This window comes from Variovorax sucrosi, assembly GCF_051216635.1.
GTDB lineage: Bacteria > Pseudomonadota > Gammaproteobacteria > Burkholderiales > Burkholderiaceae_C > Variovorax.
Genome location: NZ_JBPJZU010000003.1, coordinates 329,224 through 353,654, shown reverse-complemented (window position 1 = coordinate 353,654; position 24,431 = coordinate 329,224). Strand labels below are relative to the sequence as shown.

Sequence of the window (24,431 nt, the reverse complement as noted above, 5' to 3'; positions counted from 1 at the left end):
GCGGAATTGTGGCATCCCGCCTGAACGCGCCGGGGCGCGGCCCGACAATAGGCCTTATGCCCCTTCCCTCTTCCTCGACGCACCTGCTGATCCCCTTTGCCGGCCGCGGGTCTTCCGCTTGTTCCGCCGCGCTGGCCACGCTGCAACTCCCGAATCTCGACGCCCTGCTCACCCGCCTCGCCGTGGCCCACGACGACACGCAGGCCGACACCTCCCTCACGCCGCCGCACGAGCGCGCGCTGGCCCGCGCTCTCGACATCGAGGCCGCCGACGGCTGCATCGCCTGGGGCGCGCGCGAAGCGCAGCAGACCGGCCTCTCGCGTGCCGGCGCCGACGAGCCCTGGGCCGTGCTCACGCTGTGCCACTGGGAAGTCGCCATCGACGAAGTGGTGCTCCACGACCCGGGCGACATGGCGATAGACGCCGCCGAATCGCAGGCGCTGCTCGAAGCCGCCCGCCCCTTCTTCCAGGAAGACGGCATCGTGCTGCGGCGATCGACCGCACCCGGTCGCTGGCTGGCACGCGGCGAGCTGTTCCGCGGCCTGCCCACCGCATCGCTGGACCGCGCCGCCGGCGGGCCGATCTCGGCCTGGGCGCCGTTGTCGGACGCGCTCAAGCCGGTGCGCAAGCTGCAGAACGAGATGCAGATGCTGCTCTACACGCAGCGGGTCAACGACGAGCGCATCGCGCGCGGCCTGCAGCCGATCAACTCCTTCTGGCTGAGCGGCACCGGCGTGCTGTCGACCACGACGCCTCCGGCCACCGATGCCCCCACGGTGCTCGACACGCTGCGCGCTCCGGCCCTGCGCGACGACGCCGCGGCCTGGACCACCGCCTGGCAGGCGCTCGACGCCGGCCCGATCGCCGAACTGCTCGCGGCCTACCGCCGCGGCGAGTCGGTGCAGCTCACGCTCTGCGGCGACCGCAGCGCGCGCCGCTTCGCGCCGCAGCCGCGCGGTGCCCTGGGCTGGGTGAAGAACCTCTTCAGCCGCACACAGGCCACCACTGTGCTGGCCGCGCTGTGAAGATCGTCGCCCGCGACATCCCGCCGCGCAGCGTCTGGGCGCTGGAGCAGGCCGGCGTGCACCCGTTGCTGGCACGGCTGTACGCGGCGCGCGGCGTGCTCGGCAAGGAAGAGCTCGACGACGGCCTGGCGCGCCTGCTGCCGCCCGACACGCTCAAGGGCGCACGCGACGCCGCCGTGCTGCTGGCCGACGCGATCCGTGACGACAAGCGCCTGTGCATCGTGGCCGACTACGACTGCGACGGCGCCACCGCCTGCGCGGTGGCCGTGCGCGGGCTGAAGCTGCTCGGCGCGAAGCACGTCGCCTACCTGGTGCCCGACCGCGTGGTCGACGGCTATGGCCTCACGCCGCCGATCGCCGAGCGCGTGGCCGATGGCGGTGCCGACGTGCTCGTCACCGTCGACAACGGCATCGCCAGCGTCGACGGCGTGGCCGCCGCCAAGGCGCGCGGCCTGCAGGTGCTGGTGACCGACCACCACCTGCCCGGCCCGCAACTGCCCGACGCCGACGTGCTGGTCAACCCGAACCAGCCCGGCTGCGACTTTCAGAGCAAGAGCATCGCCGGTGTGGGCGTGATGTTCTATGTGCTGCTGGCGCTGCGTTCAGAGTTGCGTGCGCGCGGCGTGTTCGATGCGGCCACGCAACCCAAGTTGGACGCGCTGCTGCCGCTGGTGGCACTGGGCACCGTGGCCGATGTGGTGAAGCTCGACGCCAACAACCGCCGCCTCGTCGCGCAGGGCCTGCGCCGCATCCGCGCGGGCGCGCTGCCCGCTGGCATCGCCGCCCTGTTCAGTGCGGCCGGCCGCAAGGCGCCCGTCGCCACCACCTTCGACTTCGGCTTCGCGCTCGGCCCGCGCATCAACGCCGCCGGCCGGCTCGCCGACATGACGCTGGGCATCGAATGCCTGCTGACCGACGACGCGGGCCGCGCCGACGAACTGGCGCGCCTGCTCGACGGCATCAACCGCGAACGGCGCGACATCGAAGGCGGCATGCGCGAGCAGGCGCTGCTGCTGGCCGAGTCGCTGTTCGACGTCGACAGCGCCGGCGGCGAATCGGTGCCGGCGGCCATCAGCGTGTTCGACTCGGCCTTCCACGAAGGCGTGGTCGGCATCGTCGCCTCGCGCCTGAAGGACCGCTTTCATCGCCCGACCTTCGTCTTCGCCGCCAGCGGCGCGCCGGGCAAGGAGCAGGAGCTGAAGGGCTCGGGCCGCTCCATCCCCGGCTTCCATCTGCGCGATGCGCTCGATCTGGTCGCCAAGCGGCACCCGGGCGTGCTGCTGCGCTTCGGCGGCCATGCGATGGCGGCGGGCTGCACCGTGGCGCGCGAGCAGTTCCCGACCTTCGAGCGCGCGCTCGCGCAGGTCGCGCTGGAATGGCTCGACGCTGCATCGCTCACGCGCCGCATCGACACCGACGGCCCGATCGCCGCCGAGTACATGCGCGTCGACCTGGTCGACACGCTGCATCGCGAGGTCTGGGGCCAGGGCTTCGCGCCGCCGACCTTCAGCGAAGAGGTCGAGGTGATCTCGCAGCGCCTGGTCGGCGAGAAGCACCTGGCGCTGCGCCTCAAGCACCAGGGCAAGCCGGTCGACGGCATCTGGTTCGGCCACACCGAGCCGCTGCCGCCGAAGGTGGTGCTGGCCTTCCGGCTCGACGCCGACGAATGGCAGGGTGTGCGCCGCGTGCGCTTCCTGATCGAAGGGGCCGAAGGCGCAGACGGCCACTGAGGCCGCTGAGGGCCGCTGCGCTCAGGCGCCGTCGCCGCGCTTCGCCAGTACGGCCACCAGTTCCGGCAGCAGCGCGTCGCCGTTGCCGGCCTGCACCGCACTGTCGAAGGTCTGGCGCACGCCTTCGGCGATGGTGCGGGCCGAATGGCTGGCCTCGGCCATGGCCGTGTAGTAGCCCAGGTCCTTCAGCGCGTTCGACATCGCGAAGCGCAGCCCGTTCGGGTCCCGGTTCATCAGGAAGGGCCGCAACCGCTCCAGCGCGGTGCCGCCACCGCCGCCCTTGACCAGCACGTCGATGAAGACTTCGGGGTCGACACCGGCGCGCTCGGCGCAGGCGGCGGCCTCGGCGATCAGCGCGACGGAGCCGAGCGACACATAGTTGTGCAGCAGCTTCATGCGGTGGCCGGCACCGACCGGGCCGGCGTGCGTGATGTTCTCGGCGAAGCAGGCCAAGAGCGGCCGACAGTCGCGGAACAGTTCGGCATCGCCGCCCACCAGCAGGTTGAGGCGCCCTTCGGCGGCTTCCTTGGGCGTGCGCGTCATCGCGGCATCCATGAAGCGGCCGCCGGCATCGGCGACGATCTTGGCGAGGCGCTCGGTCGAATCGGGCAGCGCGGTCGAGCAATCGATGATGACCGTGCCGGGCTGGATGCCCTTGAGCACGCCGGTGTCGCCCAGCAGCACCGCTTCGACCTGCGGCGTGCCGGTGACGCACAGGATCAGCACGTCGACCGCGGCGGCGAGTTCGCTCGCCGTCGCGAAGGTCCTGACGCCCGCCGCCTTCAGCGCATCGAGCGGCTGGTTGCCCGGGTGCTCGAGCACCGACAAGGGGTGGCCGTGCTTGACGATGTTGCTCGCGATGCCGTGGCCCATGAGGCCGACGCCGACCAGTCCGATGTTTTCCATTCGTATCTCCTGCTCTGAAACTGTGGTGCCTATGCCCGTATCGGACGGCCGAGGCCGCCGGCGCAGACGTACTTGATCTCGAGGTAGTCGTCGATGCCGTACCTGGAGCCTTCGCGCCCGATACCCGATTCCTTGATACCGCCGAAAGGGGCGAGCTCGGTCGAGATCAACCCTTCGTTGAGCCCGACGATACCAACCTCCAGCGCCTCGGCCACGCGCCAGGCCCGCGCGTAGTCCTGCGTGTAGAAATACGCGGCCAGGCCGAAGGGCGTGTCGTTGGCCATCGCCACCGCCTGCTCGTCGGTGTCGAAGCGGATCAGCGGCGCCACCGGGCCGAAGGTTTCTTCCTGCATCAGCTTCGACTGGGGCGAGACGTCCGCCAGGATGGTCGGCATGAAGAAGCGACCGCCCAGCGCGTGCGCCTGGCCGCCGGTCACGATCTGCGCGCCCAACGACACGGCGTCTTCGATGTGCTCGCGCACCTTGGCCACGGCGGCGTCGTCGATCAGCGGGCCGAGGTTGACGCCTTTCTCCACGCCGTTGCCGACCACCTGCGCCTCGACCGTGGTCTTGAGCTTTTCGGTGAATCGGTCGTAGATGCCGGCCTGCACGAAGATGCGGTTGGCGCACACGCAGGTCTGGCCCGCGTTGCGGAACTTCGACGCCATCACGCCGGCCACCGCGGCGTCGAGGTCGGCGTCGTCGAACACGATGAAGGGCGCGTTGCCGCCCAGCTCCATCGACACCTTCTTCACGGTGCCCGCGCATTGCGCCATGAGTTTCTTTCCGACCTCGGTGGAACCGGTGAACGACAGCTTGCGCACGATCGGGCTGCCGGTGAGTTCGCCGCCGACGGTCGATGCCGCGCCGGTCACCACGTTGAGCACGCCGGCGGGAATGCCGGCCTCGGCCGCGAGCTGCGCCAGGGCCAGCGCCGAGTACGGCGTGGCCGACGCCGGCTTGATGACGATGGTGCAGCCGGCCGCCAGCGCGGCACCCGCCTTGCGCGTGATCATCGCGTTGGGGAAGTTCCACGGCGTGATCGCTGCGACCACGCCGACCGGCTGCTTCAGCACCACGATGCGGCGGTCCATCGTCGCGGCCGGGATCACGTCGCCATACACGCGCTTGGCCTCTTCGGCAAACCATTCGATGAAGCTCGATCCGTAGGCGATCTCGCCCTTGGCCTCGGCCAGCGGCTTGCCTTGCTCGAGCGTGAGCAGCATCCCGAGGTCGTCCTGATTCGCCATGCAGAGGTCGTACCAGCGGCGCATGAGGCGCGAGCGCTCCTTCGCGCTGGTGTCGCGCCAGCCGGGGAGCGCCTGGTGCGCCGCATCGATGGCGCTGCGCACATCACCCGCGGTGAGGCGCGGCACGGTGCCGAGCACGCTGTCGTCGGCCGGGTTGGTGACGGCGATGGTCGCGCCGTCGGACGCGTCGACCCAGCGGCCATCGATGTGGCATTGCTGGCGGAAGAGATCGGGGTGCTGGAGCTTCATGGCAAAGGTCGTTGGGGGGGTGGAAATCAGGAAAGCAGGTTGTCGGGCGTCTCGCCACGCGCCAGGGCCTCGACGCCGTGGATCAGCAGCCAGCCCATCGCATCGCGGGTCTCGTGCGTGGCGCTGCCGATGTGCGGCGACAGGAAGACGTTGTCCATCGTTCGATAGCCCGGGTTCACGTGCGGCTCGTTGGCGAACACGTCGAGCCCGGCGCCGCGCACCTGGCCGCTCTTCAGCGCGGCGAGCAGCGCCTCGTCGTCGACCAGATCGCCGCGCGAGATGTTCACCACGACGGCGCCTGCAGGGAGCATCGCCAGCCGCTCGGCGTCGAAGGTGCCGCGCAGCGACGGCGCACCGGGCGCCGCGATCATCAGGATGTCGCTTGCGGCGAGCAGGCCGTCGAGCGTGTTGTGGTAGGTCGCGCCCTCTTCCAGCGCAGCGTCGAGCCGCGACCGGTTGTGATAGTGGACAGCGAGGCCGAAGGCGCGGGCGCGCACGGCGATGGCACGGCCGATGCGGCCCATGCCGAAGATGCCGAGCCGGCGGCCGACCAGACCCATGCCCAGCAGTTGCGTCGGTGCCCAGCCAGCCCATGCACCGCTGCGCACCAAGCGATCGGCTTCGAAGCCACGGCGACAGGCGTTGAGCAGCAGCATCACCGCGATCTCTGCGCAGGCATCGCTCAGCACGTCGGGCGTGTGCAGCACCCGCACCCCGGCCGCACGCGCTGCCGCCATGTCGATGTGGTCGTAGCCCACCGACAGGGTGGCGATCACACGCAGCGTGAGCGCGAGTTGGGCAATGGTGGCGGCATCGATGGCTTCGGTGGCGCTGACGAACAGCACCTCACAGCCCTCGGCACGGCGCGCGATCTCGGCCGAAGGCAGGATCGAATCGTCGTCGTTCACCTGCAGCGCAAAGCGCTCCTGCAGGGCGGACTCGACGGCGGGCGTGAAGCGGCGGCACAGGAAGGCGCGGGGCCGTGGCGAAAGGGTCATGACGGAGGCGATCAGGGTTTTCTCGCAGCCCGGAAAGCGCCGCGTTGTCTCAGGTCGTATTACAAATACGTCATATCACTTTGTCAAGGGCACGAATGCCGGTGGTATTCTTCGCTCCCTCCGAACCGCCCGCATCACCGACCGCCATGGCCTTCTCCACCACCGACGAACCGAACGCCCGCATCGCCACAGAAGGCACCCTGGCCGATCGCGTGACGGGGCTCATCGCGGCCGACATCCGGGCGCGCGTCTATCCGGTCAACACGCGCCTGCCGACGGAACAATCGATGACCGAGCAGTACGGCGTGAGCCGCACGGTGGTGCGCGAAGCGATCTCGCGGCTCAAGTCCGAAGGCCTGGTCGAAACACGCCAGGGCAGCGGCACCGTGGTGCGCGACCCGAAGGTGTCGGACGCCTTCCGCCTCGGCCAGCCGCACGAGAACCCGGCCGAGGGGGTGCTGCGCATCCTCGAACTGCGACGCGGCATCGAGGCCGAGATGGCGGCGCTGGCGGCCGAGCGCCGCACCGGTGCCGAGATGACCCTGATCCAGCAGTCGCTGCGCGCTATCGCCCGCGCCGTGAAAGACGGCGGCGACGGCGTGGCCGAAGACCTGGCCTTCCACATCGCCATCTCGCGCGCCGCGCACAACCCGCACTACACCGAGCTTCTGGGCATGCTCACGCGGGCGCTGCACGATGCGATCCGCCTGACGCGCGCCAACGAGGCGCGGCGCGCCGACCTCGCCGCCCAAGTGCTGGCCGAGCACGAAGCGATCTGCGTCGCCATCAAGGCACGCGACCCCGCCGCCGCGCGCACCGCCGCCTTCCTGCACATGCACAACACCGGCCAGCGCATCGAACAGGCCGGCAAAGATTTCTGGACCGGTGACAGCCGCGCGGCGGCGCAGCGCGTGGCGCGCGCCAAGCTCGGCGGCACGGCGACGTCCAAGCGCTGACGCTCGGCAGAAACCCGGTCGTCAGCGCGAAAGTTGTGTGATAGATTCATCACACAACTTCATTGGCAATGCACCCTTGAACGACCGAGACAAGCGACGGCAGGCGACACCTGCCGCCGTCGAACGGGCTCGCGTCCAGGTCGACCGGCCACCGACCCACGCCATGCCTCCTCCTCGTGTTCTTCTGACAGACCCACTGCACCCCGATGCGCAGGCTTGCCTCGACGAATGGGCAACCGTGTCGCAACTGCCTGACGGGCTCACGCACGCGCAGAGCGACGCGGCGCTGCGCGACGCCATGGAGAGCACGGAGGGCCTGGTCGTGCGGCGCCTGCTGCCGCCCGACCTGTTTGACCGCCCGAACGCGCTGCGCGGCGTGATGCGCCAGGGTGTCGGGCTCGACTTCATCCCGGTGGACCGCGCCACGGCCAACGGCATCCCGGTGGGCAACACGCCGGCGGTCAATGCCAACGCGGTGGCCGAGTACGTATTCGCGGCGTTGCTGGCACACAGCCGTCAGCTGGCCGCCTTCGACATGAGCGTGCGCATTGGCGACTGGGCGGCGCGCACGCAGGCCGGCGCCCGCACCTTCGAGCTGCGCGGCCGCATGCTGGGGCTGGTCGGCTTCGGCGCCATCGGCCAGCGCATCGGCAGCATCGCGCAGCGCGGCTTCGGCATGACGCTGGCCGTGTGCACCGGCACGCCGTCGAAGGTGCCTGCGGGCATCGCGACGCTGTCGCTCAAGGCGTTGTTCGCCGCCAGCGACTTCCTCGTGATCGCCTGCCCGCTCACGCCGCAGACGCGCGGCATGGTGAACGCCGAGGTGCTCGCGCATGCGAAGCCGACGGCGGTGCTGGTCAACGTCGGGCGCGGCGCCGTGCTGCGCGAGGACGATCTCGCGGCCGCCCTCGATACGGGCCGACTCGCCGGCGCGGTGCTCGATGTGTTCGAGACCCAGCCGCTGCCGGACGACAGCGTCCTGCGCCAGCACCCCGGCGTGCTGCTCACGCCGCACCTCGCCGGCCTCACGCAGGAGGCGGAGCGCGCCATGGGCCTGCTGGCCGTCGACACGCTGGCGGCGCTGCTGCTGCGCGGCGAAAGGCCGCCCAACATCGTCAACCCCGAGGTCTTCGCCACGCCACCCGCGGCGGGCGCCTGACCCCGTTCTTTTCTCTCTTTCAACGCACAGGAGACATCCCTTGAAGATCACCCGCATCACCGCCGTGCCGCTGTCCTACCGTCTGCCCGAAGGCAAGACCGTGACCATGGGCATCGGCAGCACGCTCAAGCGCGACTGCATCATCATCCGCGTCGAGACCTCCGAAGGCATCACCGGCTATGGCGAGGCGCACCCCGGCCGCAGCCCCGGCGCCATCACGGCGCTGGTGCACAACACGCTGCAGCCGCTGCTGGTGGGGATGAACGCGACCGACGTGGTGGGCGCCTGGCAGCGCGTGCACCGCATGCAACTGTCGAGCCACGGCCTGGGGGCCGGCACCTGCCTGGCGCTGTCGGGCATCGACATGGCGCTGTGGGACATCCGCGGCAAGGCTGCCAAGATGCCGCTGTACGAACTGCTGGGCGGCTCGCACCGCCGCATTCCGGCCTACGCGGGCGGTATCGCGTTGGGCTACCAGCCGGCCGAGGCGATGGCCGAGGAGGCGCAGTCGTATGTCGAGCAGGGCTACAAGGCCGTCAAGCTGCGCATCGGCGACACGGTGAAGAGCGACATCGCCCGCGTGCGCAAGGTTCGCGAGGTACTGGGCGAGGACATCGACATCCTGACCGACGCCAACACCGCCTACACCATCGCCGATGTGCGACGCGTGCTGCCAGCGTTGGCGGACATCCACGCCGGCTGGCTGGAAGAGCCTTTCGCCTGCAACGACTTCGCGTCGTACCGCGAGGCCGCGAAGATCACGCCGCTGGTGCCGATCGCCGCTGGCGAAAACCACTTCACCCGCTTCGAATTCGGCCAGATGCTGGACGCAGGCGCGGTGCAGGTGTGGCAGCCCGACCTGTCCAAGAGCGGCGGCATCACCGAAGGCGTGCGCATCGCGGCCATGGCCTCGGCCTTTCGCATTCCCGTGCATGCGCACAGCTCGGCCACCGGGCTCAACCATGCGGCCACGCTGCACTTCCTGGCGGCCACCGAGAACGCCGGCTACTTCGAGGCCTGCGTGTCGAAGTTCAACCCCTTCCGCGACATGTTCGGCAGCACCTTCCAGATCGGTGCCGACGGCTGCGTCGAACCGCCGAAGGGCCACGGCCTCGGCATCGAGGTGGACGAATCGATCTTCGAGAAGTACCCGATGGTCGACGGCCCCGGCTATGTCGTGAAGTTCTAAAGCCCACCCCGACGGGTGCCCCACAAAACCAACGGAGACAAGACATGCCTTTCACGAAACGAACTCTCAGCCGCCTCGCAGCGCCGCTGTGCCTCGGCCTGGCCTTGGGCGCCACGTCGGCCCTGGCCGACGACTACCCGAGCAAGTCGGTGCGGATCATCGTGCCGTACACCCCGGGCGGCTTCAACGACACGCTGGCGCGCACGGTGGGCGACCGGCTCGGCAAGCTCTGGAAACAGTCGGTGGTGGTCGACAACCGCCCCGGCGGCAACACCGTGCTGGGCAACAACATCGCGGCCAAGGCGCCGGCCGACGGCTACACCATCCTCATCACGCCGCTGCCTTTCTCGGCGCTGCCGGCCCTCTACGGCGCCAAGCTGCCGTACAGCGCGCTGACCGATTTCCAGCCGCTGGTGTGGGCTGGCTACACGCAGAACGCCTTGGTGATCCGCCCCGACCTGCCGGGCGTGACCAACCTGAAGGAACTGATCGACTACGCGAAGAAGAACCCGGGCAAGCTGAACTACGGCTCGACCGGCTCGGGCTCGTCCAACCACCTGTCGATGGAGCTCTTCATGAGCATGACCGGCACGAAGATGACGCACGTGCCCTACAAGGGCAGCGCGCCGGCGGTGATGGCGATGCTCGGCGGCGAGATCGACGTGCTGTTCGACAACGTGCCCAACTTGATGCAGCAGATCAAGGCGGCCAAGCTCAAGCCCATCGCCGTGACCGGCACCAGCCGCGCCGGCCTGCTGCCCGACACGCCGACGGTGCAGGAAGCCGGCGTGCCGGGCTACGAGGTGGTGGTGTGGTTCGGCATGCAGATGCCGGCCGGCGTGCCCAAGCCGATCGTCGACCGGGCGAACCAGGACATCGTCGCGATCCTCAAGGACCCGGACGTCGTCAAGCAATTCCGCGACCAGGGTGTGGAAGTGGTGGCCAGCACGCCCGAGGCCTTCGGCCAGCTGCTGCAGAAGGAGGTGCCGAAGTGGACCAAGGTGGTCAACGACGCGGGCGTGAAGGTCGAATAGGCCTCAGTGCCGCGAGAACTCGCGGTTCAGCCCAATCACCACGCCCCGCAGGCGGCCGTCGCCGGTGCGACCGCTGCGCGAGGCGCTGAGCTCGATCGTCGTCAACGGCGCCACCGTGAGGCGCGCGCCCAGGCGCGATGTCCACAGTTCGAAGGCGCGGTTGCGCTCCGCGATCAGCGTGAGCTGATCGGTCAAAGCCCACTCCAGCGCAGCACCGCCGCGGGCCGTGGCCGCACCGGTTCCGGTGGTCCAGTCGACGCCGGCATTGACCAGCACGTTCAGACGATCGCTTGCACGCCAGCCAAGCGGCACGAGGAACTGCCCTCCGGCGCGGCCGCCATGGCGCAGGTCGACGCTCGCGGCCAGCAACGCGGCGGCGCTCCATCTCGCGTCGGGCTCGCGGCCCCAGAAATTCCATTTGATCTGCGGACCGGACGACACGGCAGCGCCCGCGCCCGGCTGCGAGGCGCGGTCGGTGTTGAAACCCAGCTCTACCGGGCCGACGCCGCAGGCCCCGCCCACATGCTGGAAGTTCAGGCCCGCCGGGCTTCGCAGCCGGCCGGCCCACGCCTCGATTTGACACTGACCGGGGTCTAGCGTGCCGGGGTCGTCGACGTCGAAATGGCCAGCGGCACCCGCCTCCGCGACGAGGAGCAGGGCGCAGACGAAAGCAGGCCATCGCGGAGCCCGGCAGCGGAAGTTCATAAAGGGTTATCGGTCGTGGAGGCCCCGACTTTAGGGCCGCGGCATGCCGGGCCGATGACACCGCACTCAGATCTCGAACTGCGGCTGCAACTCGCGGATGCGCTTGGTCGCCACGCCGGCGGCTGCCGTGCGGGTTTCGACGCCGAGCTTCACGTAGACCCGCTCGAGGTGCTTCTTCACCGTCGCCGGGCTGCTGCCGAGGATCTCGCCGATGTCGCGGTTGGTCTTGCCCTTGACCACCCAGTACAGCACCTCGGCCTCGCGCGCGGTGAGCTTCAGGCTCAGGCTCATCGCCTCGATGACGGAGGTGTCGGACACCTCGCGCATGATGATCAGCCAGTCATCGCCGCCGTCGTCATGGCCGGTCTGCTGGTGCAGGCGCAGGGTGAGCGTGCGCGCGCCCTGCACGATGGACAGGGCGGGCGGTTCGGTCTGCGCGCGCTGCACGTCGGGCAGGTGGCGCCGCAGCCAGTCGAGCACCGCCGGCGGCGTGGCCGGCGCGACGGTGTCGCAGTAGCGCTGCAGCATCTCGCGCGCCAGCGCGGTCTGCCAGATGATGCGGCCCTCGGGCAGGCGCACGGTGATGCTGGCGTAGCCGAAGGCGTCGAGCGCGTTGCGCGCCTGGCCGGCCTGCTGCGCCTCCTGCCGTGCGCGGCGGGCGCCTTGCAGGTGCACGTTCATGCGCGCCAGCACTTCCTTCGGCTTGATCGGCTTGGTGACGTAGTCGACGCCGCCGGCCTCCAGCGCGGCGACCAGGTGCTCGGTCTCGGTCAGGCCGGTCATGAAGACGATCGGGATGTGCGCGGTGGCGGCATCGGCCTTCAGGCGGCGCGCCACCTCGAAGCCGTCCATGCCCGGCATCATCGCGTCGAGCAGCACGATGTCGGGCCGGGCCTGCGCGGCGCGGGCCAGCGCGGCCTCGCCGCTGGTCGCGACCAGCACGGTGTAGCCGGATTCGTCGAGCGCGTCGTGCAGCACCGCGAGGTTGTCGGGCACGTCGTCGACGATCAGCACCAGGTCGGCGTTGCGGGCGAATTCGCGGGTCGGCGGTGGTGTCGAAGCGTTCATGCCGAGCCCTCCGGCGATGCGGCCGTACCGCAGTCCATCGCCTCGAAACGGAACTGGCGCGCCAGCGCACGCTGGGCGGCTGTCCAGGCGGCGCATTCGGGTTGGGCGGCGTCAATGGCGTCAAGCTGATTCATGATGCCGCGAAAGTAACCCAGGCCGACCGCATCCCCCAGCGCGCGCAGATGCGGGGGCGACGGGCGCACGAGCGCGACGGGTGCCGCGGGTGCCTCGGCCGGCGCAACGGCGGTGTCGGTCCATCGGATGGCCAGTTGGCGCTCCAGCCAGTCGAGCAGTTCGCTGTGGCGCACCGGCTTGACGAAGAAGTCCTCTGGGGCGATGCCTACATCGTTCTCCAGGCGCTTGTCGAAGGCGTTGGCCGAGACGATGGCCACGCAGCGCGGCGCCAGCGCGGCGTCGAACCCGCGTGCGCGGCGGATGGTCTCCCAGCCGTCGATGCCGGGCATCGCGAGGTCGACGAACATCGCGTCGGGCCGGAAGCCGGCCGCGACGAGGTCCAGCGCATCGTGGCCGCTGGCCGCCGTGCGCAGTTCGAAGCCGAGCGGCACCAGCACGTCGACCAGCAGCTCGCGGTCGGCCTCCTCGTTGTCGACCACCAGCACGCGCAGGCGCGGCCCCGGGTAGCCGCGACGTGGGCGCGCCGCCACCGCGGGCACCGCCGCCGTGCGTCCGGTCAAAGCGACTTCGTGGACGCGCGGCAGGAACAGCCGCACGCGGAACACCGAGCCCTCGCCGGGCGTGCTCTGCACCGACATCTCGCCGCCCATCAGGTCGGTCAGCATCTTGGCGATGGTCAGGCCCAGCCCGGCACCGGGCGCCGCCGCGCGTGTGCTCACACCGGCGGCGTCGCCCCGCGCGAAGGGCTCGAAGATGCGGTCGATCTCGTCGGCCGACATGCCGGGGCCGGTGTCCTCGACCTCGAGCGTGGCGAACTCGCGCGCGTAGCGCAGCCGCAGCGTGACGGTGCCTGCTGCGGTGAACTTGATGGCGTTGCCCAGCAGATTGATCAGGATCTGCCGCACCCGCTTCTCGTCGGCGCGCACCACCTCCGGCACGTCGCCCGCCGCGTCGAAGCGGAAGGCCAGCCCCTTCTCGGCGGCCTGCAGCTCGAACATGTCGGCCAGCTCGCGCATCGCCTCGGCGAAGGGCATCGGCCGCGCATGCAGCGTGAGCTTGCCGGCCTCGATGTGGGCGATGTCCAGCGTGCCCTCGATGAGCGACAACAGGTGCTCGCCGCCGCGCTTGATGACGGCCACGGCCTGCTGGCGGTGCGGCGGCACGGTGGCGTCTTCGCCCATCAACTGCGCATAGCCGAGGATGGAATTGAGCGGCGTGCGCAGTTCGTGGCTGATGGCGCTGATGTAGCGGCTCTTGGCCTGGTTGGCATGGTCGGCCTGTTCGCGCGCGATGTCGGCGCTCTGCTTGGCGGCCTGCAGCGCGCGGTCGGTTTCCTTGTGCAGTTCGATCTCGCGCATCAGCAGCCGCGTCTGCCGGTTCGATTCTTCCTGCGCCACCTTGCGGCTCTGGTGCGCCAGCACCAGCCACCAGGCGACGATGCCGGCGATCAGCAGAAGCGCCATATAACTCTTCAGGAAACCCGACTTGAGCGAAGCCTGCTGCGCCCTCATCACGGCCGTGGCCACCTCGCCTGAGGGCATCAGGCCCAGCGCACCTTCGCCCAATGCACGCAGCTCCTGCTGGTAGAGCACGCCGAAGACCGTGGCCAGCAGCGGCACGATGACGAGCGTGAGCAGCAGGAAGTGGCCGAGCCCGGTGTCGAGGTACGGCCACACGCGGCGTGGCATCAACCAGCGCAGCGCGCCTGACCACTGCGTCGACAGGCTCGCCTGTGGCTTGCACAGGTCGCCGCAGCGCGCGTCGAGCGTGCAGCACAGCGAGCAGATCGCGCCCTGGTAGGCGGGGCAGTGCGCCATGTCCGGGCCTTCGTACTCGCGCTCGCAGATCACGCAGCGCTGCACCTGCAGTCGCTGGTAGGGGCCGGCGTCGGGTTCGAACTGGATCCAGTGGATGCCCTTCGCACCGGCGTCGGCGGTGCGCTGCACCGGGCCGCGGGCCAGGTAGTACTTGCCACGCGTGGCCCAGGCGATGATCGGCGCGGTGATCAGCGCCGTACCCATGGCGATGAGCGCCGAGAAGGCCTGCGCCAGCGGCCCGAACACGCCCAGGTGCGCCGTGATCGACAGCACCGACGCCAACGCCATCGCGCCGACGCCGACCGGGTTGATGTCCCACAGGTGCGCGCGCTTGAACTCGATGCCCGGCGGCGACAGGCCCAGCGGCTTGTTGATGACCAGGTCGGCCACCACCGCCATCATCCAGGCGATGGCGATGTTGGCGTAGAGGCCCAGCACGTCGCCCAGCGCCTCGAACACGTTCATCTCCATCAGCATGAAGGCGATGAGCGCGTTGAACACCACCCACACCACCCGGCCCGGGTGGCTGTGCGTCACGCGCGAGAAGAAATTGCTCCAGGCCAGCGAGCCGGCGTAGGCGTTGGTCACGTTGATTTTCAGCTGCGAGATGACGACGAAGATCGCCGTGGCCGCGACCGCCCATCCGTAGTTCGGAAAGACGTACTCGAAGGCCGCCAGGTACATCTGGTTCGGGTCGACCGCGCGCTCCGGCGGCACCATGTGGCCGATGGCGAGGTAGGCCAGCATCATCCCGCCCACCATCTTGAGCACGCCCATCACGACCCAGCCCGGGCCGCCCATCAGCACCCCGCCCCACCAGCGCTTGCGGTTGGCCGGGGTGAGCGCGGGCATGAAGCGCAGGTAGTCGGCCTGTTCGCCCAACTGCGTGATGAGTGCGATGCCGACAGTCAGCGCAGCACCGAACAGGTGCAAATTGAAGCCCGTCGACCGCGCCGAGGCGCCGTCGTAGTGCGTCAGACCCGCAAACGCACCAGGGTCGCGCACCAATACATAGCCGAAGGGCACGACCAGCATCAGCAGCCAGATGGGCTGGGTCCACATCTGGAGCCGGCTGATCGCCGACACGCCATGCGTCACCAGCGGGATCACCACCAGCGCGCAGATGAGGTAGCCCCAGGCCGGCGGAATGCCCAGCGCCAGCTCGAGCGCATAGGCCATCACGGCGGCCTCGAGCGCGAAGAAGATGAAGGTGAAGGACGCGTAGATCAGCGAGGTGAGCGTCGAGCCGATGTAGCCGAAGCCGGCACCGCGGGTGAGCAGGTCCATGTCGACGCCGTAGCGCGCGGCGTAGGTGCTGATCGGCAGGCCGGCCAGGAAGATGATCAGGCCGGTGACCAACACCGCCCAGAAGGCATTGATGAAGCCGTACTGCACCAGCAGCGTGGCACCGACCGCCTCGAGGATGAGGAAGGACGCCGCGCCACCGAAGGCCGTGTTGGCCACCCGCCATTCCGACATCTTGCGGAAACGCTGCGGCGTGTAGCGCAGTGCGTAATCCTCCAGCGTCTCGCGGGCCACCCAACTGTTGTAGTCGCGCCGGACCTTGACGATGCGCTGCGGCGCGTCGTCGGGCAAGGGGGGCGTGGCGGCGTCGTTCACACCGTTTCGGTGCAGGTTCTGTGCCACGGCACGAGTGTTGCATCGGCGGAACAGCTGCCCATAATCGGGCCTCTTCCTGCACCCCCCGACCGCCCATGGAACTCACACCGCGTGAAAAAGACAAGCTACTGATCTTCACGGCAGCGCTGCTGGCCGAGCGCCGCCAGGCCCGCGGCCTGAAGCTCAACTACCCCGAAGCGATCGCGCTCATTTCCGCCGCCGTGATGGAAGGGGCGCGTGACGGCAAGAGCGTGGCCGCGCTGATGAGCGAAGGCCGCAGCGTGCTGACCCGGGCCGACGTGATGGACGGCGTGCCCGAGATGATCCCGGACATCCAGATCGAGGCCACCTTCCCCGACGGCACCAAGCTGGTCACCGTGCACCAGCCGATCGTCTGACTCCCTTTTCACCGCCCTTCTTCACCCTTCCCGAGCGGAGACCTTCATGCGCCTGACGCGTTCCTTTTTCGCAGCACTGCTGCCCTCCCTGGCCGCAGTCGCCCTCGGCGCGCTGCCGCTGCTGGCCTCGGCCCACGTCGGCGCGGACGGTGCGGCGCACCACGACATCGGTTTCGCGCAAGGCTTCCTGCATCCGTTCACCGGCATGGACCACCTGGCCGCGATGGTCGCCGTCGGCCTGTGGAGCGCACTGATCGCGCGCCGCGCCCGCGACGTGCTGTGGGCGCCCGTCGGCTTCGCGGCGATGCTGCTGGTCGGTGCGGCGGTCGGCCTGGCGGGTGTGCAGGTGCCGGCGGCCGAACCGATGATCGCCGTGTCGCTGCTGGTGATCGGCCTGCTGGTCGTCACGCGGCTGCGCCTGCACGGCCCCGTCGCTGCGGCGGTGGTCGGCGCCTTCGCGGTCTTCCACGGCGTGGCTCACGGCCATGAACTGGCGGGCGCCCAGGGGGCGGGCTTCGCGATCGCCGGCATGGTGCTCGCCACCGCGCTGCTGCATGCCGGCGGCATCGCCATCGGCTGGGCGCTGCGCCAGCGCAGCGGCTGGCGCACGTGGTTCTCGCGCGTGGCCGGTGCGGCGGTCGCGCTGTTCGGCGCAGCCCTGCTCACCCAGCTCGCTTGAGGCCATCGCCATGATCCCCGGCGAACTCTTCACCGACGAGGGTGAGCACACCCTCAACCCCGGCCGCCGCACGCTCACGATGGTCGTGCAGAACACCGCCGACCGGCCGATCCAGGTCGGCTCGCACTACCACTTCGCCGAAACCAACGGTGCCCTGGGCTTCGACCGCGAAGCGGCGCACGGCATGCGGCTGAACATCGCGTCGGGCACAGCGGTGCGCTTCGAACCCGGACAGCAGCGCACCGTGGAACTGTGCGACTTCGCCGGCGACCGGGTGGTCTACGGCTTTCGCGGCCTCGTTCAAGGAAAGCTCTAAATGGCGACCATCGGACGGCGTGCCTACGCCGAAATCTTCGGCCCGACCGTGGGCGACCGCGTGCGCCTGGCCGACACCGACCTGGTGATCGAGGTCGAGGCCGACTACACGCTGCGCGCCGGCGGCTACGGCGAAGAAGTGAAGTTCGGCGGCGGCAAGACGATTCGCGACGGCATGGCGCAATCGCAGCGGATGCGCGCCGAAGGGGCCGTCGACACGGTGATGACCAACGCGCTGATCCTCGACCACTGGGGCATCGTGAAGGCCGACATCGGGTTGAAGGGCGGGCGCATCGTCGCCATCGGCAAGGCCGGCAACCCCGACGTGCAGCCGGGCGTCGACATCGTCATCGGCCCGGGCACCGAGGTGATCAGCTGTGAAGGCAACATCGTCACCGCGGGCGGCATCGACAGCCACATCCACTTCATCGCGCCGCAGCAGATCGAAGAGGCGCTGACCTCGGGCGTGACCACGATGCTCGGTGGCGGCACCGGCCCCGCCACCGGCACCTTCGCCACGACCTGCACGCCCGGTCCCTGGCACATCGAGCGCATGCTGCAGGCGGCCGACGCGTTTCCGATGAACCTGGGCTTCCTCGGCAAGGGCAATGCCAGCCTGCCGGACGCGCTGCACGAGCAGATCGACGCCGGCGTGATCGGCCTCAAGCTGCACGAGGACTGGGGCACCACGCCCGCGGCCATCAGCAACTGCCTGGACGTGGCCGACGCCACCGACACGCAGGTGGCGATCCATTCCGACACGTTGAACGAATCGGGCTTCGTCGAGAACACCATCGCGGCCGTGAAGGGTCGCGGCATCTGTGCCTTCCACACCGAAGGCGCGGGGGGAGGACACGCACCCGACATCCTGCGCGTGGTGGGCGAAGACAACTTCCTGCCCTCGTCGACCAACCCGACGATGCCCTACACGGTGAACACGCTCGACGAACACGTCGACATGCTCATGGTGTGCCACCACCTCGACGCCGGCATCGCGGAAGACCTGGCCTTCGCCGAGTCGCGCATCCGCAAGGAAACCATCGCGGCCGAAGACATCCTGCACGATCTGGGCGCGATCAGCATGTTCAGCTCCGACTCCCAGGCCATGGGCCGCGTGGGCGAGGTCATCATCCGCACCTGGCAGACGGCGCACAAGATGAAGGGCCAACGCGGCACGCTGCCGGAAGACAGTGCACGCAACGACAACTTCCGCGCCAAGCGCTACGTCTCGAAGTACACGATCAACCCGGCCATCGCGCACGGCATCGCGCACGAGGTGGGCAGCATCGAGGTCGGCAAGTGGGCCGATCTGGTGGTGTGGAAGCCCGCCTTCTTCGGCGTGAAGCCCTTCACCATCATCAAGGGCGGCACCATCGCGATGGCGGCCATGGGCGACCCGAACGCATCGATCCCGACGCCGCAGCCGGTGCACTACCGGCCGATGTTCGGCGCGTACGGCGGCTCGCTGCATCGGAGCTCGCTCACCTTCGTCTCGCAGGCGGGCTTGAATGCCGGCATCGGTGAACGTTACGGGCTGAACAAGACGCTGTCGGCGGTGAAGAACATCCGCGGCGTGCGCAAGCAGCACATGGTGCACAACGCCTACACGCCCAGGATGGAGATCGACGCGCAGACCTATGCGGTGCGCGCCGATGGGCATCTGCTGGTGTGCGAGCCGGCGACCTCGCTGCCGATGACGCAGCGGTATTTCCTGTTCTGACTCGATGCCGACAGACCTGCGCATTCGCCTCGACGCACTGCAAGACCCGCGCATCGCCGCGTTTCTCGAGGAACACCTGGTCGATATGCGTCGTGTCTCACCGCCCGAGAGCGTGCATGCGCTGGATCTGGAGGGTCTGCGCCAGCCGGACATCCGGTTCTGGACCGGGTGGATCGATGCACCGACGGGCGAGGCGCTGGTCGCGACGGCCGCCCTGAAGCGCCTCGACGAGGGGCACGCCGAGCTCAAGTCGATGCGCACGGCCGGCTCGCTGCGCGGCCAGGGCATCGCGGGCAGGATGTTGGCGCATGTGATTGCCGAAGCGCGGGCGCAGGGCCATGCGCGGCTGAGCCTGGAGACAGGCAGCCAGCCCTTCTTTTCACCTGCGCATGCGCTGTATGAAAAACATGGCTTTGAAGCGTGTGCGCCTTTTGGCGCCTACACCGACGATCCGAACAGCCGCTTCATGACGCGTGTGCTTTGATCGCGATCGACAATACGTCATCTCTGCACCGCAGCGCTCCACCGGTGAACATCGCCGCCCTCTGAAGTCTTCCATGCTCAACGCCAACAAACTCATGCCCCAGGGCGGCGGCCTCGCCGCCGTGCTGCTCAAGCGTGCCGCCACCGTCGAACTCGACTGGGACGTGCGCCAGAAGAGCCGCTTCGACACGGTCGATTCGCAGGGCCGCCGCATCGGCGTGTTCCTGCCGCGTGGCACGGCCGTGCGCGGTGGTGACGTGCTGGTGGCGGAAGACGGCTCGCTGATCAAGGTGACCGCGGCGCCACAGCCTGTGCTGGTCATCACGCACTGCACGCAGCACGGCACGGCCTTCGACCTGACGCGCGCGGCCTACCACCTGGGCAACCGGCATGTGCCGATCGAGCTCAAGCCCGACCACCTGAAGATCGAACCCGACCACGTGCTGGCCGCCATGCTGCGCTCGATGCACCTGATCGTGCGCGAAGCCGACGAGGCCTTCGAGCCGGAGGGCGGCGCCTACGGTGCGCATGGCGGCGGCCATGGGCACGATCACGGTCATGGCCATTCGCATGACGCGGCACCGGTCGGTCCGGTGCTGCACCCGGACGCCTACGGCGGTGCGCACGACCATTCGCACGGTCACGACCACGCGCATTGATGACCGACACCGCGGGCGCAATGCCCGCCGCCGCCCTCCTGCAGCTGATCTGGCTGGCCTCGCCGGCCCTGCCGATCGGTGGCTTCTCGTACTCCGAAGGCATCGAAGCGGGCGTCGAGTGGGGTGGCATCGACAGCGAGGCACGCGCCTCCGACTGGATCGTCGACCAGCTGCACCTGGGCCTCGCGCGCGGCGACCTGCCGGTGGTGGCGCATTCGATCGCCGCGTGGCGCAATGCCGATGCCGAGCGCATCGCGGCGCTCAACGCCTGGGTGCTGCAGACGCGCGAGTCCACTGAATTCCTCCTGCAGACCGAGCAGATGGGTCGCTCCTTCGTCGAGTGGCTGAAGCTGCACCATGACGACGTCGCCGCGCAGTTCGAGGGGTTGGCCATCACCATCACCTACCCGGTGGCCTTCGCCTTCGCGGCCAGCCGCACGCAGGCCAGCGTGCGCGACGGCTGCCTGGCCTTCGCCTTCGGCTGGGCCGAGAACATGATCGGCGCCGCAGTGAAGTCGGTGCCGCTTGGCCAGAGCGCCGGCCAGCGCATGCTGCGCCGCCTGTCGGCAGAGATCCCCGCCGCCGTCGACCGCGCCATCGCGCTCGACGGCGACGAGCGCCAGGCCTTCTCACCAATGCTCGCCATTCATTCGGCGCGGCACGAAACCCAGTATTCCCGGCTCTTCAGAAGCTGACCTTTTTCAGAACGAGACGCACCATGGCTTCCCCCCTGCACCACATCGCCAACCGCACCAAGAAACTGCCGCCCCTGCGCGTCGGCATCGGCGGGCCGGTCGGCTCCGGCAAGACCACGCTGCTGGAGATGCTCTGCAAGGCGATGCGCGACAAGTACGACCTCATCGCCATCACCAACGACATTTACACGAAGGAAGACCAGCGCCTGCTGACCGTCTCGGGCGCGTTGCCGGCCGAGCGCATCATGGGTGTGGAAACGGGCGGTTGCCCGCACACCGCGATCCGCGAAGACTGCTCGATCAACCTCGAAGCCATCGACCGCATGCTGGTCGAACATCCCGACGCCGACATCGTGTTCGTGGAAAGCGGCGGCGACAACCTGGCCGCGACCTTCAGCCCCGAGTTGAGCGACCTCACCATCTACGTGATCGACGTGGCCGCGGGCGAGAAGATCCCACGCAAGGGCGGCCCCGGCATCACCAAGAGCGACCTCTTCATCATCAACAAGACCGACCTCGCACCCTACGTGGGCGCAGACCTGGGCGTGATGGAAGCCGACACGCAGCGCATGCGCAAGCAGCGCCCCTACGTGATGACCAACCTGAAGACCAACACTGGCCTGGCCCAGGTCGTGGCCTTCATCGAAGAGCGCGGGATGTTGAAGGAAGACTGATCCGCAGTCGTCTCAGAGTTCGCTCGCGTCCCTGAGCTGGCGCGCCTTGTAGACCAGGCGCACGCTGGCCCCGCGCTCGCCATCCACGAGTTGCGCGTAGACATCGGTGTCGCCGGCGACCCAGGCGGCATAGCGGCTGCCGGGGTCGCGCGATGCCATCTCGCTGCCGAAGCGGCCGCGGCCCCAGGCGAGCAATTCATCGAAAGCTGCGGCACCGCGGTCCGGCTGCGCGTCGGCTACGGCTGCCCATTCGACGCGCCGCAATTGAGCACCGGCGAAATAGAACGTCGGCTCGAAGCCGAGTCCGGCAATGGCCATCGACGCGCCACGCCAGGTGCCGGCCAGCCCGCCGGCCAGGCGCTGCGGCCGGGCCACGCGTTGCGCATCGGGCAGCGCGGCCTGCAGTTCCGCGGGGCTCATGCCCAGTTGCACGCCGGGCGGCAGCGACTGCGCGGACACGGCACCAGAGATGAAAAGCGCCGCAGCGCCGAGAGCAAAGGAACGTCGAAACGGAAACATGGGCGGCAAGCGTAGCGCGAGCCAGATGTGACCGGCCAGGCCGCACGAAGTTCAGCCGCTGTTGCCGAAGCTCACAGTTCGAGCACGATCCGCTGGCCGCGGGCGCGTGAGCAGCAGGTCATCATCTTCTGGTTCGCGTCGCGCTCGGCGCGTGTGAGCACCACGTCGCGGTGGTCGACCTCGCCGGCCAGCACCCGCACCTCGCACGAGCCGCACAGGCCCTCCTCGCAGTCGCTCTGAACGTCGATGTTGGCGGCGCGCAAAGCGGTCAGCAGGGTCTGGTCGGCCGGCACCGTGAGGACGATGCCCGAGTCCTTCAGCTCGACCTCGAAGGCGTGCTCCTTCGACGGGTCGAGCGCACCGAGGGTGGATTCGAAGTGCTCGACGCGCAGCGTGTCTTCGGGCCAGTAGGCGCAGCCCGCTTCGAGCGCCTGCAGCATGCGTACCGGGCCGCAGGCGTAGATCTGCGTGCCGGCCTGCGGCGTGGCGAGCAATGCGGCGAGATCGTTTCGGCCGCCCTCCTCGCCGATGTGCAGATGGAGCCGATCGCCGTGCAGCGCGCCCAGTTCGTCGATGAAGGGCATCGCCGAGCGCCGGCGACCGCTGTAGTGCAGTTCGTAGTCCATGCCCAACACCTGCGCACGACGCGCCATCGCGCTGACGGGCGTGATGCCGATGCCGCCAGCGATGAAGATCACTTGGTGGCGCTCCTCGTCGAGGCGAAAGTGGTTGCGCGGGCCACGGATTTTGAGCCGGTCGCCGACGCGCACGTTCGCGTGGATCCAGGCCGAGCCGCCGCGGCCGTCAGGTTCGCACAGCACGGCGATCTCGAAGGCGTTGGTATCGGCCGGGTCGCCGCACAAGGAGTACTGGCGCGACCGGTCCGGCGAGCCGCATTCGAGGTCGATGTGCGAGCCCGGCGCCCAGCGCGGCAGCGCGCGGCCATCGGGCGCGACCAGCCGCAGTTGGACGATGCCGTCGGCCACTGGCGTGATGCTTTCCACCACCACCGGCCGCGTGATCGCATGGCGCGACGGTTCGCCGATGCGCACGGGCGTTGGTACCTCCACGTCGCGCACTCCACGACGCGTTCGCTCGGGGTTGCGCCGCGGGTCCCATTCGACCCACAGATGCTCCGGCCCGCGAAAGGACGTGTTCGGCACGTAGCTGAAGCGCTGCTCGGCCAGCCGCATGTGCGGCAGTCGCCGGGTGAACTCCTCCAGAAAGATCTGCATCTCCATGCGCGCGAGGTTCTTGCCCATGCACTGGTGCGCGCCGTAGCCGAAGGTCAGGTGGTCGCTTGCGTTGTCGCGGCGGATGTCGAACAGGTCGGCATCGGCGAAGTGCCGGTCGTCGTGGTTGGCCGATGACGTGACGATCAGCAGCTTCGAGCCGGCCGGGATGTCGACGCCGTCGATCTGCACGTCCTTCGTCGCCAGGCGCCGCCAGGCCGCCACCGAGCCGTTGTGGCGCAGGCACTCTTCCACCGCGTTGGGAATCAGGCTCGGGTCTTCGCAGATCTCGCGCCACACGCTGGGGTGCTGCAGCAGCAGCTTCATCGCATTGGCGGTGGCATTGGCGGTGGTCTCGTGCGCGGCGACGATGCCGGCCATCATCATCGAGTGCAGGTAGGAGTCGGTCACGACCTCGGGCTGCTCGCGCTGCTTGCGGATGCCGTATTGCATCCAGCCCGCTGCCTCGGGGTTCTGCCGCATCTTGTCGAGCACCTTCCCGGCGAACTGCCAGAAGTTGCCGACCGCATGCGCCACGGCGACCTGCTCTTCCGGCTTGGGCCGGCCCCAGGTGTTGACCGTGTGCGCGATCGAATACTCGCGCAGCGTGTCCATGTCTTCTTCGGGCACGCCGAGGAAATGCAGCGCGACGGTGAGCGGCACTTCCCACAGCATCTGGTCGACCAGGTCGGCGCGGCCGTCGTCGATGAAGCGGTCGACGTATTCACGGGCCAGCGCACGCACCATCGGCGCGTGGTGCTCGAGTTCGGCGGGCGTGAACGGGTCCATCAACGCACGGCGGCGCGGCATGTGCGCCGGCTCGTCTTCGTTGACCAGCGTGCGATTGAGCGCGAAGCCGTACGACGCGAGCACCGCGTTGGCTTCGGGGCCGGTCGGCGTGATCTTCTCCAGCGCGATCGAGGGACTGAAAGTGTGGTGGTCGCGGAAGATCGCCTTGATGCTCTCGTAGCGCGTGACGACCCAGTAGCCGAGCTTCGGGCTGTAGAAGGTCGGCTCCTGCTCGCGCGCCCAGCGCACGTAGTCGGGCGGGTCCTGCTGATAGCCGTCCTCGAAGGGGTCGAAGGCAGCGGCGCGATGGCTGACGGGGCAACCGTTGGGCGCCGCCGGCGCGGACAGCGCGCGATGGTCCACCGGGCAGCCCGTGGCCGCCGGGGCGCGAGGGTCGGTGACCGTCGTCATGCCGTTTGCTCCGTCC

The 24,431-nt window shown here is 69.1% G+C and carries 22 protein-coding genes; 14 read left to right on the top strand and 8 right to left on the bottom strand.

The window, feature by feature from the left end; all coding sequences use genetic code 11:
• Positions 1-56 precede the first annotated feature (56 nt).
• Positions 57-1,025: a hypothetical protein gene (locus tag ACSFBE_RS07815; RefSeq protein ID WP_435489812.1), complete on the top strand. Its 969-nt coding sequence runs from the start codon at positions 57-59 to the stop codon at positions 1,023-1,025.
• On the top strand, positions 1,022-2,755 hold the full coding sequence (gene recJ / locus ACSFBE_RS07810; RefSeq protein WP_435489811.1) for a single-stranded-DNA-specific exonuclease RecJ: 1,734 nt from the start codon (positions 1,022-1,024) through the stop codon (positions 2,753-2,755). The genes ACSFBE_RS07815 and recJ overlap by 4 nt, the downstream gene beginning before the upstream one ends.
• A 21-nt stretch (positions 2,756-2,776) precedes the next feature.
• Here the strand turns inward: recJ and ACSFBE_RS07805 are convergent, their stop codons facing one another.
• Genes ACSFBE_RS07805 through ACSFBE_RS07795 form a run of 3 tightly spaced genes read right to left on the bottom strand, consistent with a single transcriptional unit; the run spans position 2,777 to position 6,158 of the window.
• Positions 2,777-3,661: an NAD(P)-dependent oxidoreductase gene (locus ACSFBE_RS07805; protein WP_435489810.1), complete on the bottom strand. Its 885-nt coding sequence runs from the start codon at positions 3,659-3,661 to the stop codon at positions 2,777-2,779.
• A gap of 29 nt (positions 3,662-3,690) precedes the next feature.
• Positions 3,691-5,160, bottom strand: a complete 1,470-nt coding sequence (locus tag ACSFBE_RS07800; RefSeq protein WP_435489809.1) for an NAD-dependent succinate-semialdehyde dehydrogenase — start codon at positions 5,158-5,160, stop codon at positions 3,691-3,693.
• Between the two features lie 26 nt (positions 5,161-5,186).
• Positions 5,187-6,158, bottom strand: coding sequence for a 2-hydroxyacid dehydrogenase (locus ACSFBE_RS07795; RefSeq protein ID WP_435489808.1), 972 nt, complete (start codon positions 6,156-6,158; stop codon positions 5,187-5,189).
• 146 nt (positions 6,159-6,304) lie between these two features.
• Between ACSFBE_RS07795 and ACSFBE_RS07790 the strand changes: the two genes are divergently transcribed.
• The 4 genes from ACSFBE_RS07790 (at position 6,305) to ACSFBE_RS07775 (ending at position 10,496) form a co-directional block, all read left to right on the top strand.
• The gene (locus ACSFBE_RS07790) at positions 6,305-7,114 is read left to right on the top strand and encodes a FadR/GntR family transcriptional regulator (RefSeq protein WP_435489807.1); all 810 of its coding nucleotides are present in this window, start codon (positions 6,305-6,307) and stop codon (positions 7,112-7,114) included.
• A 163-nt stretch (positions 7,115-7,277) separates the two neighbouring features.
• A complete protein-coding gene (locus tag ACSFBE_RS07785; RefSeq protein ID WP_435489806.1) occupies positions 7,278-8,273 on the top strand; it encodes an NAD(P)-dependent oxidoreductase in 996 nt (331 codons plus the stop codon).
• Positions 8,274-8,313: 40 nt separating this feature from the next.
• Positions 8,314-9,462: a mandelate racemase/muconate lactonizing enzyme family protein gene (locus ACSFBE_RS07780; protein WP_435489805.1), complete on the top strand. Its 1,149-nt coding sequence runs from the start codon at positions 8,314-8,316 to the stop codon at positions 9,460-9,462.
• A gap of 44 nt (positions 9,463-9,506) precedes the next feature.
• A complete protein-coding gene (locus ACSFBE_RS07775) occupies positions 9,507-10,496 on the top strand; it encodes a Bug family tripartite tricarboxylate transporter substrate binding protein (protein WP_435489804.1) in 990 nt (329 codons plus the stop codon).
• 3 nt (positions 10,497-10,499) lie between these two features.
• On the opposite strand, the gene ACSFBE_RS07770 is transcribed toward ACSFBE_RS07775, so the two are convergent.
• The 3 genes from ACSFBE_RS07770 to ACSFBE_RS07760 form a co-directional block, all read right to left on the bottom strand.
• The gene (locus tag ACSFBE_RS07770; protein WP_435489803.1) at positions 10,500-11,201 is read right to left on the bottom strand and encodes a hypothetical protein; all 702 of its coding nucleotides are present in this window, start codon (positions 11,199-11,201) and stop codon (positions 10,500-10,502) included.
• A gap of 66 nt (positions 11,202-11,267) precedes the next feature.
• On the bottom strand, positions 11,268-12,269 hold the full coding sequence (locus tag ACSFBE_RS07765; protein WP_435489802.1) for a response regulator: 1,002 nt from the start codon (positions 12,267-12,269) through the stop codon (positions 11,268-11,270).
• On the bottom strand, positions 12,266-15,856 hold the full coding sequence (locus tag ACSFBE_RS07760) for a hybrid sensor histidine kinase/response regulator (RefSeq protein WP_435490002.1): 3,591 nt from the start codon (positions 15,854-15,856) through the stop codon (positions 12,266-12,268). Before ACSFBE_RS07760 ends, ACSFBE_RS07765 begins: the two co-directional genes overlap by 4 nt.
• A gap of 80 nt (positions 15,857-15,936) precedes the next feature.
• On the opposite strand from ACSFBE_RS07760, the gene ACSFBE_RS07755 reads away from it, so the two are divergent.
• The 8 genes from ACSFBE_RS07755 (at position 15,937) to ureG (ending at position 21,464) form a co-directional block, all read left to right on the top strand.
• The gene (locus ACSFBE_RS07755; protein WP_435489801.1) at positions 15,937-16,239 is read left to right on the top strand and encodes an urease subunit gamma; all 303 of its coding nucleotides are present in this window, start codon (positions 15,937-15,939) and stop codon (positions 16,237-16,239) included.
• Between the two features lie 46 nt (positions 16,240-16,285).
• Positions 16,286-16,918 carry a HupE/UreJ family protein gene (locus ACSFBE_RS07750; protein ID WP_435489800.1) on the top strand — a complete coding sequence of 211 codons (633 nt, stop codon included), beginning with the start codon at positions 16,286-16,288 and terminating at the stop codon, positions 16,916-16,918.
• A gap of 10 nt (positions 16,919-16,928) precedes the next feature.
• Positions 16,929-17,234 carry an urease subunit beta gene (locus ACSFBE_RS07745; RefSeq protein ID WP_435489799.1) on the top strand — a complete coding sequence of 102 codons (306 nt, stop codon included), beginning with the start codon at positions 16,929-16,931 and terminating at the stop codon, positions 17,232-17,234.
• Positions 17,235-18,953, top strand: coding sequence for an urease subunit alpha (ureC, locus tag ACSFBE_RS07740; protein WP_435489798.1), 1,719 nt, complete (start codon positions 17,235-17,237; stop codon positions 18,951-18,953).
• Positions 18,954-18,957: 4 nt separating this feature from the next.
• Positions 18,958-19,437 (top strand): GNAT family N-acetyltransferase, encoded by a 480-nt coding sequence (locus ACSFBE_RS07735; RefSeq protein WP_435489797.1) that lies wholly within the window; start codon positions 18,958-18,960, stop codon positions 19,435-19,437.
• A gap of 73 nt (positions 19,438-19,510) precedes the next feature.
• Positions 19,511-20,095 (top strand): urease accessory protein UreE, encoded by a 585-nt coding sequence (gene ureE, locus ACSFBE_RS07730; protein ID WP_435489796.1) that lies wholly within the window; start codon positions 19,511-19,513, stop codon positions 20,093-20,095.
• Entirely contained in the window at positions 20,095-20,790 is a 696-nt protein-coding gene (locus ACSFBE_RS07725) for an urease accessory protein UreF (RefSeq protein WP_435489795.1), read from the top strand. Before ureE ends, ACSFBE_RS07725 begins: the two co-directional genes overlap by 1 nt.
• 23 nt (positions 20,791-20,813) lie before the next feature.
• Positions 20,814-21,464, top strand: a complete 651-nt coding sequence (gene ureG / locus ACSFBE_RS07720) for an urease accessory protein UreG (RefSeq protein ID WP_435489794.1) — start codon at positions 20,814-20,816, stop codon at positions 21,462-21,464.
• Between the two features lie 12 nt (positions 21,465-21,476).
• On the opposite strand, the gene ACSFBE_RS07715 is transcribed toward ureG, so the two are convergent.
• Complete coding sequence (locus ACSFBE_RS07715) at positions 21,477-21,923, bottom strand: hypothetical protein (RefSeq protein ID WP_435489793.1); 447 nt, start codon at positions 21,921-21,923, stop codon at positions 21,477-21,479.
• Between the two features lie 131 nt (positions 21,924-22,054).
• Positions 22,055-24,415, bottom strand: coding sequence for a cytochrome P450/oxidoreductase (locus tag ACSFBE_RS07710; protein WP_435489792.1), 2,361 nt, complete (start codon positions 24,413-24,415; stop codon positions 22,055-22,057).
• Between the last annotated feature and the right edge of the window lie 16 nt (positions 24,416-24,431).

Excerpts from the sequence above, each read along its gene's own strand:
- ACSFBE_RS07750 (WP_435489800.1), top strand. The coding sequence starts at position 16,286 with ATGCGCCTGACGCGTTCCTTTTTCGCAGCACTGCTGCCCTCCCTGGCC.
- ureE (WP_435489796.1), top strand. The coding sequence starts at position 19,511 with ATGCTCAACGCCAACAAACTCATGCCCCAGGGCGGCGGCCTCGCCGCC.
- ACSFBE_RS07815 (WP_435489812.1), top strand. The coding sequence starts at position 57 with ATGCCCCTTCCCTCTTCCTCGACGCACCTGCTGATCCCCTTTGCCGGC.
- ACSFBE_RS07765 (WP_435489802.1), bottom strand. The coding sequence starts at position 12,269 with ATGAACGCTTCGACACCACCGCCGACCCGCGAATTCGCCCGCAACGCC.
- ACSFBE_RS07795 (WP_435489808.1), bottom strand. The coding sequence starts at position 6,158 with ATGACCCTTTCGCCACGGCCCCGCGCCTTCCTGTGCCGCCGCTTCACG.
- ACSFBE_RS07725 (WP_435489795.1), top strand. The coding sequence starts at position 20,095 with ATGACCGACACCGCGGGCGCAATGCCCGCCGCCGCCCTCCTGCAGCTG.
- ACSFBE_RS07770 (WP_435489803.1), bottom strand. The coding sequence starts at position 11,201 with ATGAACTTCCGCTGCCGGGCTCCGCGATGGCCTGCTTTCGTCTGCGCC.
- ACSFBE_RS07755 (WP_435489801.1), top strand. The coding sequence starts at position 15,937 with ATGGAACTCACACCGCGTGAAAAAGACAAGCTACTGATCTTCACGGCA.
- ACSFBE_RS07745 (WP_435489799.1), top strand. The coding sequence starts at position 16,929 with ATGATCCCCGGCGAACTCTTCACCGACGAGGGTGAGCACACCCTCAAC.
- ureC (WP_435489798.1), top strand. The coding sequence starts at position 17,235 with ATGGCGACCATCGGACGGCGTGCCTACGCCGAAATCTTCGGCCCGACC.
- ACSFBE_RS07790 (WP_435489807.1), top strand. The coding sequence starts at position 6,305 with ATGGCCTTCTCCACCACCGACGAACCGAACGCCCGCATCGCCACAGAA.
- ACSFBE_RS07710 (WP_435489792.1), bottom strand. The coding sequence starts at position 24,415 with ATGACGACGGTCACCGACCCTCGCGCCCCGGCGGCCACGGGCTGCCCG.
- ureG (WP_435489794.1), top strand. The coding sequence starts at position 20,814 with ATGGCTTCCCCCCTGCACCACATCGCCAACCGCACCAAGAAACTGCCG.
- ACSFBE_RS07800 (WP_435489809.1), bottom strand. The coding sequence starts at position 5,160 with ATGAAGCTCCAGCACCCCGATCTCTTCCGCCAGCAATGCCACATCGAT.
- ACSFBE_RS07805 (WP_435489810.1), bottom strand. The coding sequence starts at position 3,661 with ATGGAAAACATCGGACTGGTCGGCGTCGGCCTCATGGGCCACGGCATC.
- ACSFBE_RS07735 (WP_435489797.1), top strand. The coding sequence starts at position 18,958 with ATGCCGACAGACCTGCGCATTCGCCTCGACGCACTGCAAGACCCGCGC.
- ACSFBE_RS07785 (WP_435489806.1), top strand. The coding sequence starts at position 7,278 with ATGCCTCCTCCTCGTGTTCTTCTGACAGACCCACTGCACCCCGATGCG.
- ACSFBE_RS07775 (WP_435489804.1), top strand. The coding sequence starts at position 9,507 with ATGCCTTTCACGAAACGAACTCTCAGCCGCCTCGCAGCGCCGCTGTGC.